At 66.9% G+C, this 17073-nt stretch carries 20 protein-coding genes; 8 read left to right on the forward strand and 12 right to left on the reverse strand.

All coding sequences use genetic code 11. From position 1 onward, the window contains the following. Positions 1–361 precede the first annotated feature (361 nt). Positions 362–1957: an HNH endonuclease signature motif containing protein gene (locus B1964_RS20740; RefSeq protein ID WP_079931117.1), complete on the forward strand. Its 1596-nt coding sequence runs from the start codon at positions 362–364 to the stop codon at positions 1955–1957. Positions 1958–2093: 136 nt separating this feature from the next. On the opposite strand, the gene B1964_RS20745 is transcribed toward B1964_RS20740, so the two are convergent. The 7 genes from B1964_RS20745 to B1964_RS20775 all read right to left on the reverse strand — a co-directional run bounded on the left by B1964_RS20745 (position 2094) and on the right by B1964_RS20775 (position 7208). Continuing rightward, positions 2094–3539, reverse strand: coding sequence for a DHA2 family efflux MFS transporter permease subunit (locus B1964_RS20745; protein WP_079931118.1), 1446 nt, complete (start codon positions 3537–3539; stop codon positions 2094–2096). Then, positions 3536–3937, reverse strand: a complete 402-nt coding sequence (locus B1964_RS20750) for a membrane protein (protein WP_020173272.1) — start codon at positions 3935–3937, stop codon at positions 3536–3538. Before B1964_RS20750 ends, B1964_RS20745 begins: the two co-directional genes overlap by 4 nt. A gap of 48 nt (positions 3938–3985) precedes the next feature. Then, on the reverse strand, positions 3986–4408 hold the full coding sequence (locus B1964_RS20755; RefSeq protein ID WP_079931119.1) for an organic hydroperoxide resistance protein: 423 nt from the start codon (positions 4406–4408) through the stop codon (positions 3986–3988). Then, positions 4405–4902, reverse strand: coding sequence for a MarR family transcriptional regulator (locus B1964_RS20760; protein ID WP_014361767.1), 498 nt, complete (start codon positions 4900–4902; stop codon positions 4405–4407). The genes B1964_RS20755 and B1964_RS20760 overlap by 4 nt, the downstream gene beginning before the upstream one ends. Before the next feature lie 77 nt (positions 4903–4979). Further along, on the reverse strand, positions 4980–5354 hold the full coding sequence (locus tag B1964_RS20765; RefSeq protein ID WP_079931120.1) for a DUF427 domain-containing protein: 375 nt from the start codon (positions 5352–5354) through the stop codon (positions 4980–4982). After that, positions 5351–5836: an SRPBCC family protein gene (locus tag B1964_RS20770; protein ID WP_079931121.1), complete on the reverse strand. Its 486-nt coding sequence runs from the start codon at positions 5834–5836 to the stop codon at positions 5351–5353. Before B1964_RS20770 ends, B1964_RS20765 begins: the two co-directional genes overlap by 4 nt. Positions 5837–5846: 10 nt before the next feature. Then, positions 5847–7208, reverse strand: a complete 1362-nt coding sequence (locus B1964_RS20775; protein ID WP_079931122.1) for a glucose-6-phosphate dehydrogenase — start codon at positions 7206–7208, stop codon at positions 5847–5849. 155 nt (positions 7209–7363) lie between these two features. Between B1964_RS20775 and B1964_RS20780 the strand changes: the two genes are divergently transcribed. Beyond that, on the forward strand, positions 7364–7837 hold the full coding sequence (locus tag B1964_RS20780) for a CinA family protein (RefSeq protein ID WP_079931123.1): 474 nt from the start codon (positions 7364–7366) through the stop codon (positions 7835–7837). Between the two features lie 39 nt (positions 7838–7876). Continuing rightward, entirely contained in the window at positions 7877–9646 is a 1770-nt protein-coding gene (locus B1964_RS20785) for a glycoside hydrolase family 15 protein (RefSeq protein ID WP_079931124.1), read from the forward strand. Positions 9647–9677: 31 nt separating this feature from the next. On the opposite strand, the gene B1964_RS20790 is transcribed toward B1964_RS20785, so the two are convergent. Both B1964_RS20790 and B1964_RS20795 read right to left on the reverse strand, forming a co-directional pair. Continuing rightward, positions 9678–10109, reverse strand: coding sequence for a nuclear transport factor 2 family protein (locus B1964_RS20790; protein ID WP_079931125.1), 432 nt, complete (start codon positions 10107–10109; stop codon positions 9678–9680). Between the two features lie 22 nt (positions 10110–10131). Beyond that, positions 10132–10872 carry a GAF and ANTAR domain-containing protein gene (locus B1964_RS20795; RefSeq protein WP_014361771.1) on the reverse strand — a complete coding sequence of 247 codons (741 nt, stop codon included), beginning with the start codon at positions 10870–10872 and terminating at the stop codon, positions 10132–10134. Positions 10873–11075: 203 nt separating this feature from the next. Between B1964_RS20795 and B1964_RS20800 the strand changes: the two genes are divergently transcribed. The 3 genes from B1964_RS20800 (at position 11076) to B1964_RS20810 (ending at position 13522) form a co-directional block, all read left to right on the forward strand. Further along, on the forward strand, positions 11076–11765 hold the full coding sequence (locus B1964_RS20800; RefSeq protein ID WP_006369956.1) for a PAS and ANTAR domain-containing protein: 690 nt from the start codon (positions 11076–11078) through the stop codon (positions 11763–11765). Next, on the forward strand, positions 11762–12217 hold the full coding sequence (locus B1964_RS20805) for an SRPBCC family protein (protein WP_006369957.1): 456 nt from the start codon (positions 11762–11764) through the stop codon (positions 12215–12217). The genes B1964_RS20800 and B1964_RS20805 overlap by 4 nt, the downstream gene beginning before the upstream one ends. 126 nt (positions 12218–12343) lie before the next feature. Beyond that, the gene (locus B1964_RS20810) at positions 12344–13522 is read left to right on the forward strand and encodes a zinc-dependent alcohol dehydrogenase (protein ID WP_006369958.1); all 1179 of its coding nucleotides are present in this window, start codon (positions 12344–12346) and stop codon (positions 13520–13522) included. Positions 13523–13541: 19 nt separating this feature from the next. Here B1964_RS20810 and B1964_RS20815 read toward each other — a convergent pair whose 3' ends face one another. Then, positions 13542–14282: a SigB/SigF/SigG family RNA polymerase sigma factor gene (locus B1964_RS20815; protein WP_172398916.1), complete on the reverse strand. Its 741-nt coding sequence runs from the start codon at positions 14280–14282 to the stop codon at positions 13542–13544. Between the two features lie 313 nt (positions 14283–14595). Here B1964_RS20815 and B1964_RS20820 point away from each other — a divergent pair, with 313 nt between their 5' ends. Next, positions 14596–15042 (forward strand): STAS domain-containing protein, encoded by a 447-nt coding sequence (locus B1964_RS20820; protein WP_006369960.1) that lies wholly within the window; start codon positions 14596–14598, stop codon positions 15040–15042. Here the strand turns inward: B1964_RS20820 and B1964_RS20825 are convergent. Together B1964_RS20825 and B1964_RS20830 are read right to left on the reverse strand one after the other, a co-directional pair. Further along, a complete protein-coding gene (locus tag B1964_RS20825; protein WP_253194103.1) occupies positions 15014–15457 on the reverse strand; it encodes an anti-sigma factor in 444 nt (147 codons plus the stop codon). The two genes, B1964_RS20820 and B1964_RS20825, sit on opposite strands and share 29 nt — an antisense overlap. Positions 15458–15496: 39 nt before the next feature. Beyond that, complete coding sequence (locus tag B1964_RS20830; protein ID WP_253194104.1) at positions 15497–16576, reverse strand: hypothetical protein; 1080 nt, start codon at positions 16574–16576, stop codon at positions 15497–15499. A gap of 123 nt (positions 16577–16699) precedes the next feature. On the opposite strand from B1964_RS20830, the gene B1964_RS20835 reads away from it, so the two are divergent. Continuing rightward, positions 16700–17008, forward strand: coding sequence for a hypothetical protein (locus tag B1964_RS20835; RefSeq protein WP_006369963.1), 309 nt, complete (start codon positions 16700–16702; stop codon positions 17006–17008). Positions 17009–17073: the final 65 nt, after the last annotated feature.

The following is a 17073-nucleotide window of genomic DNA, read 5'->3' on the forward strand; positions in this document are numbered from 1 at the left end:
GCGGCGAGCCTCGAGACCGGCTGCAGCAACGCTGGTTCCGGCTCGGCGGGTGGTGCGGACACTCATCGGCGAGAGGGGTCTCGAGGCTCGTCGCTGGCGCTCCTCGGCACCTCGACCATCGGAACGAGTGACGGCCGCCTCCTGACCGATGCTCGACCCTTCCCCCCCGATGGTCGAGGTGCGAGCCGCGTGCGGCGAGCCTCGAGACCCTGGTGAGATGACAAGCATCGCAACCACATCCACTACCCACTCGACGACTTGTCCACAGATTTCTCGAGCCGCGCGATCGCCGCGCCGGTTTGTCGGTACCCCTTCGTACACTTGTGCCCATAAGTCCGATCGCGCGAGGGGGAGGTATCGGATGTCGACCACGTTGACGTTCACCGATCCGGAGGCCGACGCTGCCGCGATCGCAGCCATGTCCCGCGATGAGCTCACCGAGACCGGCCCGGACCTGCTCCGCGAGTCCCGCAAGTACGAGGCCCGGACGGTGCTGGCAGCTGCCGCGTTGGCGGAGCGGGTGTTTCGTGAGCATCTCGCCGATCGGCCCGAGACCGGTGTGTGGGGTTCGGTCGTCGAACATGCCGAGAGACTCGGCCGGGCCGAAGTATCGTTGCAGTTCAAGGTCTCCCGTAGCAAAGCCGGCAGTTGGATAGCGCTCGCCGACCTCCTCAAAGAACTTCCCCTGATCCGTGCCGCCTATCTGAACGGGGAACTGTCCACCAATCGGGCCTCGATCATGGCGCGCGCCGCCCAACGCGGCAGCGACACCGACACCACAGACAGCGCCAGCGACAGCGTCGATACCGGTGACGAGTCCGGCGATAACGAGGAGATGACGTTCGAGGAGATCGTCCTGGACTACGGATCCCGCGCCACCACCGACCCAGTGCTATCGCAACAACTCGACGCCGCACTGATCTCGATGAACCCCGACAGCGTTATCGAGGACCGCGACACCCTCACCGACCTGGTGGGAAACGTGACCATCACCCCCGATGTTGCCGGGCACTCCGCTCTGGACGCGGTCGTCCCCGCCCATTACGGGGTGTTCCTCACCACCCAGATCGAGGCGCTGATCGATGAACGTACCTGCCGCAAGGACCCCCGCCGCGTCGGGCCACTGCGGGTGATCGCACTCGGGGAGATCACCGGCGTACCCGGAGCCCACCTCGATTGCCAATGCGGCTTGGCCGATTGCGCCAAGGGCCGTCCTGGCGACAGGAACGACTCCGCCGAAACACCCGCTGACGCCGAGGACGCGGCAGCATGGGACGACCTACTACCCAAACCCGTCGATGCCGACGCTCCCGACGTCGAGTTGGTGGAACCGGTCGCCGAACCCGACATCCCCGACCCCCTGGATCAGCCGACCCCGGATGAGGTGCCGGTGGCATTCGGGCGGGCTTTGGTCGTACCCGGAGCACCCGTACTGACCGTGTTGAAGGACCCCGACGGGATTCTCGTCCCCCGGTTGCAGGGATACGGGCCGATCGACCCCGACTACGCCACCACCCTCGCCGACGTGGCGAAAACCATCCACTACCCCGAATCCGCCCGGGCCGCGGGACCACTCATCCCGCAGATCTCCGACCGACCCCAAGCCTCACCGGCCGATCCGACCGGACACGGTGGCCACACCGTGCCACCCCCTGGGGCATTGACCTATGCACCCAGCGCAAAGTTACGCGCTGAGGTGTTGGCCAATGATGCGTGGTGCCGATACCCGTACTGCGGGATGCCGTCACACCTGTGCGACCTCGACCACTGGCGACCGTTCAACCACACCGACCCCGAGACCGGCGGGTGGACGGTCCTCGGTGATCTGATCCCGCTGTGCCGGGCCGATCACCAACGCAAACACCTCGCCGAATGGGTGCCGACGCTCCTTCTGGACCGGCGGGTGGAGTGGCGGAACCGGCGCACCGGGCAGATCATCGTCACCTACCCGCGGTGACGGTCTCTATGTTCGTGGTGTGGAACCAGCTGTAGCTCAACGGGTCTCGAGGCTCGGCGCACGCGCCTCACACCTCGACCATCGGGGGACAGGTTCTCACCCCACACAGTGGTTAGCGGGTTCGGGTCGTGGCGTCCTAGCATGCGGAGTTGACCGCGGGCATGACTTGCGGGCGGAAGCCGGTACCTTTCCGAATGGTCAGCAGCGCGACGAGACCACCTGCGGCGCAACACACTGCGGCGATGATCATGGCGACCTGGAATCCGCTTCCGAGTGGCTGGCCGGGTCCGGCGTCGAGGCCGGCGACTGCGGGTAGGACAGCGACTGCGAGGAGACCGGCGAGGCGGGCGACCGCATTGTTCACACCGGAGGCGGTGCCCGCACGGCTGTCGTCGACAGCGGCCAGTGCGGCGGAGGTCAACGGTGCCACCGTGATTGTCATACCGAGCCCGAACATCACCACCCCGGGCAACACACCCCCCAGATATCCGACTCCGGGTACGGCACGCGCCATCAATCCCAAACCAACTGCGGCCACAAGGGGTCCCACGGTCATCGGAAGGCGAGGCCCGGTGCGCTGCGCGATCTTTCCCGACAGCGGCGACCCGAACAGCATGATCACCGTGCTCGGGAACATCGCAGCACCCGCTTCCAACGCCGAATACCCCATGCTCTGCTGCAACTGCAGGGCAAGCAGGAACAGCGCTCCACCGAGCGCGGCATAAACAAGCAGGGTCGTCAGGTTGGCTCCGGTGAACTGACGTGACCGAAACAGGCTCAGCGGCAACAACGGATCACGCACCCGCAGCTCGACGATCACGAGAACAACCAGCGCCGCGCACCCGACTCCGGCGGCGCCGACCGACAGCGCAGACCAGCCCCGGGCAGGTCCCTCGATGAGCGCGTAGATGACTCCTGCCAGCCCCAGAATCATGGTGCCGGCGCCGAGCACGTCGAGCCGTGCATGCTCGGTCTGATCACGCGACTCCGGAACATGGCGCAGCGCAATCCATATCGCTCCCACCGCCAGTGGGACACTCAGATAGAACACCCCACGCCACGACACCGAATCGACGAGCCACCCGCCGACGAACGGCCCCAGCGCACTGGTGGCCCCGGACATCCCGGCCCACAGGCCGACCGCGGCACCTCGATCGTCGGGCGCGATCTCCGAGTTGATCAGCGCGAGACTACCCGGAACGACGGCGGCCGCTCCGACGCCCTGCACGAGACGGGCGACGACGAGCCACTCGATACTCGGGGCGAGTGCGCAACCCACCGACGCGACCGCGAACACCACGAGCCCGCCGACGAACACCGCCCGCCTGCCATATCGATCACCGGCCACCCCACCCACCAACAGCAACGCACTCAGGGTGAGCATGTACCCGTCCAGAACCCATTGCTGCCCACGCAGATCCGTGTCCAGATCACGCGCGATCGCCGGCAAGGCGACGTTGACGACGGTCCCGTCGAGGAACGCGACGCCGGAACCCAGGACGGCTGCGACGATCAGCCAGCGGCCGCGCGCCGACGCGGCGGCAAGCGTGCCCGACTGATCATCGTGGCCGTCGGAGGTCATCGGCCCTTACGCGCCCCGTAGTCGCCGGCAGCCAGTGCCCACAGCACCAGTACCGGTTGACCGAACAGGCGCCCCAATCGCTTGGCATCCGAATCGAGTCCGAAAGCGTCGATGTGCGCAACATATTGGTGGATATTTCCCGGGAACACCGCGATGAAGAACAGCGCCGTGATGCCGGCAACGATCCGCCGGTACCTCGGCAAGGCGATGAGCGCCGCACCCAGACCGATCTCCACCACCCCGGACGCCAAGACGGTGGCATCCTTGCCGAGGGGTACCCAATCGGGCACCTGAGCCTGGAACTCGTTGCGCTGGAAGGTCATGTGTCCGATGCCGGCAAGCGCGAGAACAGCACCCAACGCGGTTCGGGCCACGGCACGGCCACGGGTCTGGGGCATCGGGGATGGGGCTGGCAGACTACTCGTCGAGATCATCGGTGGCCGTTTTCAGTCGTCGGCCAGTGAGAGCGTGACCTCGACGTTGCCGCGGGTCGCGTTCGAGTACGGGCACATCTGATGGGCCTTCTCGACGAGGTCGCGCGCGGCTGCGGCGTCCACCGCGGGCAGACTGATCTCCAGATCGACGGAAATGCCGAACTTCCCGGCGTCGTCGGAATCCAACGATACCCGCGCGCCCACAGCCGAATCCGTGACGTCGGCCTTCTCCGACCGTGCCACCATCCGCAGTGCACTGTGGAAACACGCCGCGTATCCGATCGCGAACAGTTCCTCGGGATTGGTGCCCTCGCCGCTTCCGCCGAGTTCCTTCGGCGTGGCCAGATCGAGATCGAGGCGGCCATCGGCGCTGCGCCCGTGCCCGTTTCGGCCGTCACCGGTGGCGAGCGCCTCGGCGGTATAGAGATGATTCATGCTGATACTCCCTTGTTGTCGGACTTGTCGAGGTTGTTGAGCCTGTCGAGCTCTCCGATGAGGTTGTGGAGCAACGATCGGAGCGGAACGACGTCGTCGGGAACGAACTCCGGCTCCCCGGGCTGGTCGGCCGCCGCGGTCAGGCCCTCCAGCAGTGCCGCCAGAACGCAATCCGACCGCTCCCCCAACGCCGTGCCGGCCGGCGTCAGTTCGACGATGATCGACCGCTCGTCCTCCGTCGAACGCCTGCGTTCGACGAGACCGGCCCCCTCGAGCCTGCGGACCAATGGCGACACGGTTCCGGAATCGAGGTGCAGACGTTCACAGAGCCGGCCGACCGCCACCGACCGTTCTTCCCACATCACCAGCATCACCAGATACTGCGGATAGGTCAGTCCGAGTTCTTGCAGCCCAGGCCGTTGCGCGGCGATGACCGCACGCGAGGCGGCGTACAGCGCGAAGCACAGTTGGTCGTCGAGACGGGGAGTCGCCATGTATCTGACCATAACCCTCAACTAGGTGCCACGCAACTAGGTGTTGCACAACCTAGTTGCCAAAACCATTTTCACCCTCACTCGACCTCGACGCGTACCGCATCGGGATAGAAGGCCAGATGATCGGCGATCTCGGCCACCGCCCGATAGGGCTCGGCGTAGAACCATGCCTTATCCGGGACCTCGGTACCGTCGGCCTCGCGCAGACCGTGATAGCCGGCGTCGCCCTTGTACGGACAGTACGTGCTGTGCGCACTCGCGGTCAGCACGTCAGCGACGACGTCATCGCGCGGAATATACTGCACCGGTGGATAAGTGGCCTCTCGCAGCGTCATCGCATGCGTGGTGTCGGCGATGAGTTGCTCGCCCAGCCACACCCGTACCCGGCCGGGCGTCGGTTCGACGGTGATCGGGTGGGTGGCGTCCGGGGTGAGTCGTGGTCGGTCGCTCATGATGCCTCCTGGTGCGGATCGGTTGTCTGCCTGTTTTCGAGAAGCCTTGCCGCAGTGCGGAGATCCGCGGCGAGCGCGGTGGGAGCCAGGACTCGGACACCGAGCAACCCGGGAGCGACGACCAACGGCACGGTCAGATGGGCACGTGCCCGCACGAGCGTCGAATGTTTGCCCTGCGCCTCGAAGTCGAGCGTCAGCGCCGCATCGACCGGCCCCCACCGCCCGATCTCGCGCCAGCGCTGTGCGCGGCGGCTCTCCACGACCTCCATGGTCGGCCGGACGAAGGGGACGGCGGTGACATCGATCCAACTCGAACCGGCCTCACCCGGTTCCCCCACATCGGCCTCGTCGGCGACCCGGAGCAGGCTGGCCTGCCATTCGGCGCGGCGGCCGGGATCGCTGAGATAGTCGTATGCGACCTCCGAGGCGACACCGAATTGCACTGTCACATCGGCGATCTGCAGACGGGCCGTCGACTTCATCCCGACGCCGTCAGAGTGCGGGCCAGGACTGCGGGCCCGAACTGCCCGCCGGGTAGTCCTCCAGCGGCACCTTGTTCGCCTCCCACGCGTCGATCACGGGTTGCACGATGCGCCAGCATTGTTCGGCCGCATCACCGCGGACCGCGAGGGTGGCGTCGCCGTCGAGGATGCCCGAGAGCACCTCGGCGTAGGCGCGGACCGACCCGTGACCGAGGTCGGCGTCGAGGTCGATGGTCTTGACGGCGAACGGGTTGGTGCCGTCGTGGATGTTCAGCTGCACGTTCATCACATCCGGACCGAGCTTGAGCCGCAACACATTCGGTGCCACCTCGGCGCCGAACTGCGCGGGTAGATGACGCACCGGCCGGAACGTCAGCGCGATCTCCTTGACCGGCGGCGCCAGGGCCTTGCCGGAGCGCAGCGTGAACGGCACCCCATCCCAGCGCGCGGTGCGCACGCCGAACGTCGCCTCGGCCAGCGTCTCGGTGTGGCGTGCGGGATCGACGCCCTTCTCATCGACGTAGGACGGCAACTGCTTGCCGTCGACCTCTCCCGCGGTGTAGCGCGCCCGACGGGAATGGGCGACCGCGTCGTCGCCCCAGATCTGCACCGCACGCAGCGCCGCGCCCGTCGCATCTCGCAGGTCGCGTTCGCCGAGCGTCGCCGGCGAATCCATCGCCACCACGGCGAGCAATTGCAACAGGTGGCTCTGCATCATGTCCCGCAATGCGCCGGTGCCCTCGTAGAAATCGGCACGCCCCTCCAGCCCGAGATCCTCGTCATAGCGGATGACGACGGACTCGATGTGGTCGGCCGACCAGACCGGCTCGAACATCCGGTTCGCGAAGCGCACGCTGAGCAGATCGAGCAGCACCGACTGCCCGAGGAAGTGGTCGACGCGAAAGACCTGCTCCTCGGGGACGAGTTGGGTGAGCAATTGGTTCAGCGCGTGCGCACTGGCCTCGTCGGTGCCGAATGGCTTCTCCGGGGCGAGGATCGTTCCGTCCGGAATGTCCACATCCCGCAACGCTTCACACGATTTCTCGGTGACCGCCGGCGGCACCGCGAAGTACAGCACGGGACGTCCCTTGGCCTCGCCGAGGAGCCGCGACAGATCGTCGGAATCGGTCAGATCGCCCTGCCGGTAGACGGTTTCGTCGGCGAGAGCCAGGGCGGTGGGGCCGGCATCGTCGCCGAACGCCTCGCGTACCTCGCCGCGCCAGGTGTCGGCGTCACGCTCCGATCGACCGACCCCGATGAGATGCACCCGGCGATCCGGCTCCCGGTCGAGCAACTGCCCCAGGGCGGGCAACAGCAGCCGCTTGGTCAGATCACCGGTGGCTCCGAAGATGATCAGGGTGGTGTCCGTCATGGCTTCTCCTGGTGATCATGTCCGGTGAACACCGGACCGGTGGACGCAGCAGGCCTCGTCCGAAGCCTACTCACACCCGCGACCGCGCAGGTGTGGATGCGAGCTCGGGCGGGTACCCACCGCGGGAGCAATGCACGTCGAAGGAAAGGAGCTCGATGATGTCGGGCACGGAGCCGATCGATGACCTGTGCGCCACGATCTCCCATCTGGCCGACGGCGATCGGACCCGCACGCTGGCCGTCGCCGAATCGCTGACCGGAGGAAACATCGCCGCGGCGTTGAGTCGGGCGGAGAACTCGGGCGCGTGGTTCGCCGGTGGCATCGTCGCGTACCGCCCCGAGGTCAAACACGGGCTGCTCGAGGTACCGCCCGGGCCGGTCGTCTGCGCGGAGGCGGCGTCGGCGATGGCCACCTCGACGGCGCGTCTGCTCGGCGCCGACGTGGCGGTCGCGGTCACCGGTGAAGGAGGGCCGCAGCCGCAGGAGGACGAGCCGGGAACGGTGTGGTTCGGCGTGTTCAGCGGCGACCACGCCGAGACGCGGCGTCGCCGATTCGAGGGCGAACCCGCCGAGATCGTCGAGGCCACCACCATCGAGGCCCTCCGATTGTTCGTGTCAACCCTGACCTGAGAGGCCCCTGAGCCGGTCGAGTGAGGGCAGAATCGACGGATGACCACCCGCATCGAGGACCTCGGATTCGTCGGCGACTGCCGGACGGGGGCACTGATCTCCCGCACCGGACGCGTGAACTGGCTGTGCGTCCCACGATTCGATTCACCGTCGATCTTCGCGTCGCTGCTCGGCTCCCACGAACACGGAAGCTGGTCGCTGAAGCCCGCAGGCGACGCGACCCCGGTCAGCCGCCACTACGACGGCAACACGCTCATCCTGGTCACCCGGTGGGAAACCGAAACCGGTGTCGCCGAGGTCCACGACTTCATGCCCGTCGACGGCGGGCGCGTCGACCTGGTACGCCGCGTCGTCGGGATCACCGGCACAGTCGAGTTCACGACATCGCTGCGCATGCGCTTCGACTACGCCCGGTCGGTCCCCTGGGTACGTCAGGTCGGCGAGGACGAACACGCCCTCCTGGCGATCGCCGGACCGGATGCCGTGATACTCCGCGGCGTCACCCTGCGCGCCACCGACCACGTCCACCGCGCAGGTTTCTCCGTCGACGCCGGCGAGCACCGCGACCTCGTCCTCACCTGGTATCACTCCTACCGGCCGCAACCCGCACCACTCGACGTCGACACCGCCCTCGAGACGACACGACAGTGGTGGACCGAGTGGGCGAGCCACATCGAACATCAAGGGCCGCACCGCGATCGGGTGGTCCGATCCCTGGTCACCCTGCGCGCACTGTCGAACCTCGACACCGGTGGCATCGTCGCCGCCGCCACCACTTCGCTACCGGAAATGCCTGGCGGGGAACGCAACTGGGACTACCGATATGTGTGGCTACGGGATGCGGCACTGACGCTGGACGTCCTGATCTGCCACGGCTTCCTGCATGTGGCCGATCATTGGCGCACCTGGTTGATGCGTGCGATCGCCGGTGACCCGAAACGGGTACAGATCCTCTACGGCATTGCCGGAGAACGTGATCTGCCCGAACGCGAGTTGCCGCTGCCCGGCTACGAGAACTCGACCCCGGTCCGGGTCGGCAACGCCGCCGTCGACCAGTTCCAGGCCGACACCATCGGCGAGGTGATGGTCGCGCTACACACCGCGCGGACGGCCGGACTCCCCGAGACGGATTTCTCCTGGCCCCTGCAACGGCACCTGCTCAAGCGCGTCGAGGCCTACCTCGACCAGCCCGACCAGGGCATCTGGGAGATGCGTGGCGAACCGAGGTTCTTCACCCATTCACGGGCCCAGGAGTGGGCGGCCTTCGACCGCGGCGTCAAAGCGATCGAGGACTTCGGCCTGACCGGCCCGCTGGACAAGTGGAAGCGGCACCGCGACGATCTGCGAGCCGAGATCGACAGCCGCATGGTCGATCCCGACGGCGGTTACTTCGTGCAATACGCGGGGACCGGCGAGGTCGACGCCGCACTCCTACAACTGCCGCAGATCGGTTTCTGCGCGCCGGACGACCCGCGGATGCTGGCCTGCGTCGAGCGCATCGAACGCGACCTGATGCCCGACGGACTGGTGGCCCGCTATCGCTCCGAATCGGGCGTCGACGGCGTCTCGGGCACCGAACACCCCTTCCTGGCGTGCACGTTCTGGCTCGTCGAACAGTACGCCCGCAGCGGGCGCGTCGAGGACGCCGAGACACTGATGACCCGGGCCTGCGACACCGCCAGCGACCTCGGGTTGTTCTCCGAGGAATACGACCCGGGCGACCGGCGGCAGGTGGGCAACGTCCCTCAGGCCTTGTCGCACCTGGCCTTTGTGCGTGCCGCGGACGCCTTGGCAGGTGCGGTCGACTGAAAGTGCCCACGAAAGCTGCAGCAGACCATGATCATTGCTGCGGCACAGGCGAATTGACGAACCAGAGGATCTCTTCACGCATGCCGCGGCTGCGCCAGCCGTCGGCGGTGCGGACCATCGTGTGGTGGTAATAGCCGCCGCACGTACTCAACTCGTCGAAGCCGGGTATCTGCATCGGGTTGTAGAACTGCGCGGTGACCGTGGCGGTGTCACCGTCGATGGTCGCGTCGATGTTCATCACGTAATGCATGGTCATCGGCAGTGCCGAGAGTCCCGCCTCCAACCACTCCACCACCTCGTCGACGGACCCGACGATCCCGAACGGCGATGAGCGGTAGTCGATCGTCGCGTCGGCGGTGAACAACGAGCGGTATCGCTCCCAGTCGCGGGTGTCCACGGCCCTGGCGTACCCGGTCAACAGGTGCTGTATCTCCAGCGTGTCGGCCACGCGCTGCGCATCCATGGCGTCCGACGCTACCCGGCTCTCACGAACTGCGTTCCCGATCGTCGAACTCCTCGGCCGCGACGATCCGTGCCGCCACCTCCGCGACCGGGGTGTTGGACTCCTGGGAGAGGCGCCGGATGATCTCGAAGGCCCGGACCGCGTCCACGCGGAAGCGCTCCATGATCATGCCCTTCGCCTGCCCGATGAGGTCTCGGCTGGCCAGCGCGCTGCGGAACTGCTCGCCCCGGTGCGCGGTGTTGAGCGCTATCGCCGCATGCGTCGCGAGGGTCTCGGCCAGATCGCGGGCCTCCTCGTCGAAGGCGTGCGGGGTGCCGGAAAACAGATTGAGCGCACCGAGTTCGCGGCCGGACACATACAGCTGGATCGACAGATTGGACCGGATCGGGGTGCGTTCACGCACCGCCCGCATGAGTTCGGGCCACCGCGGCTCGGTCTCCACGTCGTCGATGCCGACGATCCGCTCGTTCCAGATGGCCTCGAAGCACGGGCCGTCGCCATACTCGTGCTGCAGCACGTCGAATTGGCGGGCGATCAGATCGGTCTCGGCCGTCGACTCGAGCGTGGGTGTACCCGCCGCATCACGCACGACCATGGTGAACCCGGCGTGGTCGACGTCGGGCAGGATCTGCACCGCCGATTCGGTGACGTGTCGGATGACGCGGTCCGGCCCGAACTCCACCTCGGACACCCCGTGGACGGCGCGCGCGAGTTCGGCGATCTTCGCGTGGATGGATGCGCCGGAGTCCTCGGTGTGCGTCACCCTTCCCTGCGTACTCCCATTCACCCCCGTCCGCAGCCGACCGACGGGACCAAGGTCCCGAATCCGCGGCCGGTATCCGCAAAACGCCTGGACCGCACCACTGCGCGGCGGCAGCGAAGGTGACGCGGGTGGGGCAGGTGAGTAAGGTGATCATGCCCGAGCCCGCTGGCACTTCTACTGGATTCACGTGTGGAGGTTTCTCAGTGCTCGATGACGCCGGACGTGATGCTGCCTTCGACGCCACGGCTCGCGCCCACAACGTCGGGAGTTTCCGCTTCTTCTTCGCCACGCAGCGATGGGAATGGTCCGACGAGGTCGCCGCTCTACACGGCTACGCTCCCGGCGAGGTCGAGCCGACGACCGAACTGATGGTCGGTCACAAGCACCCCGACGATCGCGAGGACTTCGAGCGCCTCGTGGAGCGGATGCTCTCCGAGCACAGCCCGTTCTCCAGCCGACACCGCATCATCGACACGCGCGGCGTGCTCCATCACGTCGTGGTGATCGGGCATCCGCTCCTCGATGCGTCGGGGGTCGCAATCGGCACCGAGGGCGTCTACCTGGACATGGACGGGTGGGAGACGAACGTCGTCAAGGATCAGATCGACCACCACATCAACCGTTTCCGCGAGAGCCAGGGTGTCATCGAGCAGACGAAGGGAATGATCATGTTCGCCTACCGCGTCAGCGCCGAGCAGGCCTTCGAGGTACTCAAATGGCGATCGCAGACCACGAACGTGAAGGTCAGCAGCCTGTGCCGCAGCATCCTCACCGGCAGCCAGGCGATCGAGGTACCCGACGCCGTCCGGCAAGACTTCGACCACCTGCTACTCACCGCCCACGAGTCGGTCGACCCGGTCGAGTCCGAGGGGGCACAGGTGATCGAGCCATGAAGCCCGTGATCGAGCACAGCACGGCGAGCCCGGACCAGGTGTGGTCGGTCCTGTCCGACGGCTGGCTGTACTCGTCGTGGGTGGTCGGAGCCGCCCGCATCCGACAGGTCGACGCGGGGTGGCCGGCTGCCGGCACCCGTATCCACCACTCGGTTGGCGCGTGGCCCGCGCTGCTCGACGACAAGACCTGGGTTCGTCGCATCGACACCACGAGCCCGGACGCCACCACGCTCGAGCTGTCCGCGGCCGCATGGCCGTTCGGCAGGGCGCGCGTGGTCGTGACGGTCCGGCCCGACCCCGACGGCACACAGCTGGAGATGGTCGAGCACGCCGAGACCCCGCCCATGTCCTGGTTACCCGACGAGGTGCAGCACCTCGCCATGGCACCGCGGCTGCGCGAGTGCCTCCGCCGGCTGGCGTCGATGGCCGAAGGTGTCGATCGCAAGGCCTGACGCGCACCCGGCCAGGTCAGGTCCGCGTGAATGCTCTCGGGCCGAACATGTTTGACGCACCCCATGTTTGACGCACCGCCGACCTGGGCACGCTGACGGGAGACCATCAGCGACCAGGAGGAACAGATGCGAGCGGTGACATGGCAGGGCAAGCGCACGGTATCGGTGGACGAGGTGCCCGACCCGAAGATCGAAGAACCCTCGGACGCGATCATCAAGGTCACCTCCACCAACATCTGCGGATCCGATCTGCACCTGTACGAGGTCCTCGGCGCCTTCATGACTCCCGGGGACATCCTCGGACACGAGGCGATGGGTGTCGTCGAGGAAGTCGGCGCCGACACCGGCGAACTGCGGGTCGGCGACCGTGTGGTGATCCCGTTCCAGATCTCGTGCGGCACCTGCCGCATGTGCGACGACCGGCTCTACACCCAATGTGAGACAACACAAGTCCGCGATCAGGGGATGGGTGCGGCACTGTTCGGCTACTCGAAGCTCTACGGGTCGGTGCCCGGCGGGCAGGCCGAGTACCTCCGTGTGCCGCAAGCACAGTTCACCCACATCAAGGTGCCCGACGACGCACCGGACTCCCGGTACGTCTACCTGTCCGACGTGCTGCCGACCGCCTGGCAGGGCGTGGAGTACGCGGGCATCCCCGACAACGGCACCGTCACGGTGCTCGGCCTCGGACCGATCGGTGACATGGCCGCCCGCATCGCCGCCCATCGGGGTGCGCGGGTGATCGCCGTCGACCGGGTACCCGAACGACTCGCCCGTGCCGAGGCCCGCGGCATCACCACCATCGACCTCGACGCCGTCGACGACGTGGCCGAAGCGGTCCGGGAACGGACCGACGGACGCGGCAGCGACTCGGTGATCGACGCCGTCGGCATGGAAGCCCATGGCTCGCCGGTCAATCAGATGGCCCAGCGTCTGGTCGGTCTGCTACCCGACGCGGTGGCCGAGCCACTCATGCAGCACGCCGGTGTGGACCGGATGGCCGCGTTCTACACCGCGATCGACGCCGTCCGCCGCGGTGGCACCATCTCGTTGAGCGGGGTGTATGGGGGCACGGCCGACCCGATCCCGATGCTCACGTTGTTCGACAAGCAGATTCAGCTCCGGATGGGTCAGGCGAATGTGAAACGCTGGGTTCCCGACATCTTGCCGCTCCTCGGCGACGATGACCCGCTGGGAGTGGATTCCTTTGCCACTCATGAACTCTCGCTCGACGAGGCGCCGCACGCCTACGACATCTTCCAGAACAAGCAGGACGGCGCGGTCAAGATCACCCTCAAGCCCTGACGGCACGCGACAATCGCGGTCACCCGGCGGAAGGAGCGTCCTCGGGATCGGTCAGCTCCTCCCGCAGGGCCCGCAGGGTCCGGGAGAGCAGCCGCGACACGTGCATCTGCGAGATGCCGACCTCCGCGGCGATCTCGCTCTGCGACATCCCACGAAAGAAGCGCAGCGACAGGATGTTTCGTTCACGCTCGGGGAGTCGGGCCATCGCCGGGGCCAGCGTGACGTAATCCTCCACCGCAGCGAGGTGTTCGTCGTCGTCGCCGAGCGTGTCGCCGATCGACTGCCGCTGCTCGTCGGCCTCGGCATCGATGGAGATGGAGTTGTAGGCCGACCGGGCCATCAGACCGTCGATGACCTCGTCGACGGAGAGGTCGAGGAATTCGGCGAGTTCGCTGGGTCGCGGCGAACGCCCGAGGCGTTGCACCAGTTCGTCGGCGGCCCGGCCGATCCGCAGTGAGATCTCCTTGCTGCGACGCGGCACGCGCATACTCCACGTGCCGTCACGGAAATGGCGCCGGACCTCACCCATCACGGTCGGCACGGCGAACGACAGGAAATTCGCGCCGCGCTCGACGTCGAAGCGATCCACCGCGTTCACCAACCCGATCCGGGCGACCTGGACGAGATCGTCGAAGGCCTCCCCACGGTCGGCGAAACGGCGGGCCACATGCTCGGCCAGCGGCAGGCAGCGCTCGATCACCCGATCCCGCAGAACCGAACGATGGTCGGCGTCGGATTCGGCCCGCATCTCCGCCAGCATCGGGATGACGTCGGCGTACTCGTCATCACGGCGATCCTGTCCTTGCGTAGACGGCGACAAACAAATCCTCCATGGCCCGAGGTGGCGTTCTCGGACGATTGACCGGCAGATATGGCTCTCTTGTCACCGTACCCAGTTGCGCCGGACCCGAAACTCCCCTTGAAGACCTACCCGCCGGTCCGTACGGTTGGACACAGCGGTTCAGTCAAGCAGCTGCGAGCGGCGCGGACTGGACCATCTCCGTCTCGTCGCATCCTTTCACCGACTCCGATCTTTCACTGACTCCGATGTCACCTATGCGACGGAGGCCGCCATGAAACAGCTCGACACCAACATGACTTTCCATCCGGCGAACGACCCGGATGATTCAGCAGCGACGTACTCGGCGCCGCATCGTGATCGCGCGTCCACACCGATGGCCGTCGGACGGTCGTTCTGCGTGCAGCATCTCTCCGGCGCCATCGACATGCAGACCACCGCCGATTTCGCGGTGGCCCTCGACAGGGTGCTGGCCAAGCAGCCCGAGGGTGTGGTCCTCGACCTCACCGATGTCCGATTCCTCAGCGCATCCGGACTCGGGGTTCTGGTCGGTTTCCATGACGAGGCCGCTCACCAGGGCATTCCTGTCGCCGTGGTCGGCGGTACCCCGATCGCACGGCCGATCCGCGCATGCGCCGGGGAGACGGGTATCGACGTCTACGATTCGGTCGAGGCCGCCGGGTGGGCGGTGATCACCGCTGCCGCGTCTTACCGATCGTGACGGTGAGATCCCGGTGATCGGGACGATCGACACACTCGATGGTGTGCGCATCGGTGAGCGTGGTCACCACCCGCCACCCGAAACCTGTTGTGTAGATCTCGAATCCGGGGATCACCGGGCTCGCGGCGCGGGCCACCGCACCGGTCGGACCGACGGTCAGCGACAGGTGCACCCGCGCACCGGCAACGGCTGCGGAGATGAGCTGGGAGCAGATCTCGTCGATCGCGATCTTGACGTCGGTGACCTCGTCGACGGTCCAGTCGGCGAGGTACAGGGTGCGCTCGACGACCGACCGGATGATCGAGAGTCGGTCGGACTCCGCGCCGACGGCGAGCTCCACCGGTTCTCCGGAGGCGTCCAACAGGTCGACGATCACCGTCTGCCCGCCGCCACCACTCACGCCGCTGTCTGTCACTGATCCTCTCCTCACGATGGTTGGCTTCTGACTTGGTTCTTACCCATCCCTTCGCCGGGCAAAACCCCCGTTGTGCCGGCGGTCGTCTTCGGCCTGCCGGCGGGTGCGCTCCCGGTAGCCGTAGGTGGCGCGCAGGACGTCATCGTAGCTGTCGGCGCTCGACCCGATGGCGCCTGCGAACATTCCCAACGACGTCGCCAGCCACGCCAGGCTCAGGTAGTTCCACACGTCGACCGGCGCCCCCAGCGTCTGCGTCATGAACCCGGAGTCGATGACGATGACCGCGGCGAGCAGGGTCGCGGTGAACAATCCGAGATAGAGCACCGCCGCACTGAAGGCGACGGTGACCACGGTGGCGATGTTGTAGAGCCGCGCACGCCGCGCCGTCGTGCGGCGCGGGGTGTCCCACAGCCGATTGTTGACCACCAGCCAGACGGTCGCGAGAACCAGCGACAGCAGCGAGATGCCCAGCAGCCGCCACACGCTCAGCGCATCGGCCATCGACCAGATCGAGGTGAAGAACACCCCGAACGAGGCCGCGGCGGCCGCGGCCGCGGTCATGCCGGTGAGCGTGGGGATCAGCCGCCACGGCCGGTTGCCCCGAACCATGCCCAGTGTCAACCGCATTCGGCCGATTCGCCCGCCGTCGAGCAGTCGGTCGGTGCCTGCTGTCGGGTCGGTCGACCAGCGGCGCCCGCCCGGCTGGGGCTCTCGCCGACCACCGAGTCGGCCGGCGGCGAGGCCGATCGCGTCGATCAGTCGCCTCCGCGGGAACGGGCCGAAGGCCGGCGCGGAGATCACCGACGACTCGCGCCCGGCGTCGACCTCGATCGACACCACATCGGGTGTGCGGGTACGACTCTCGGCGAATCTCGGTATCTCGGTGAGGAACACCACCGCTTCGGGGCCGAGTGTCTCGCCCGAGCGCACGGCCTCCAGGTTGGATTTGGGTTCCAGCTCCAGCGACGATTCGTCGGCCACCGTCAGCCCCGCGTACTCGAATGCGTTGGGCTCCAGAACGTCGCGGATCTCGTCCTCGGACTTCTCCACGATGGTGGCGGGCAAGCCGGGTTCGGCGATGATGCGTAAACCGGGTGCCTCGTCTGCTGCTCGTGTCATATGGTCCGGGGTACCCATCGCGAACGCGGGTCAATCGCGGCGTTCTACGGGTTTGACCTCGGCGTCCCCGGGTATCCCCGGACAGCGGGAAGTCTTCCCCACCATTCAGACGAGGAGACGGCTATGGCCATCTGCGACATGTGCGGCAACGAGTATCCGCGGGCGATGACGATCACGATCGGGACGGATCCGCACTCCGGCGGGGTCTTCGACAGCTTCGAATGTGCAATCGCCGCTCTCGCACCGCACTGCGGACACTGCCGGTGCCGCATCCTCGGGCACGGACTCGAGAGCGGCAACGACATCTTCTGCTGCGCGCACTGTGCACGCGAGGCCGGCCATCGTGGCCTGGTCGACCACATCGGGGCGGCCGACGGCGGGTCCGGGCGCTGGCGGGTGTTCGACGACCGTCATGCCGAATCTGTCGACTGACGGAATCGGGGAACTGACGTTGGAGCGCCCGCGCTATCGCGTGAATGGGTTGCCGTCGAAGCGTT

The sequence above is a fragment of the Gordonia sp. i37 genome, from assembly GCF_002043085.1.
In the GTDB taxonomy this organism is placed as follows: Bacteria; Actinomycetota; Actinomycetes; order Mycobacteriales; family Mycobacteriaceae; genus Gordonia; species Gordonia polyisoprenivorans.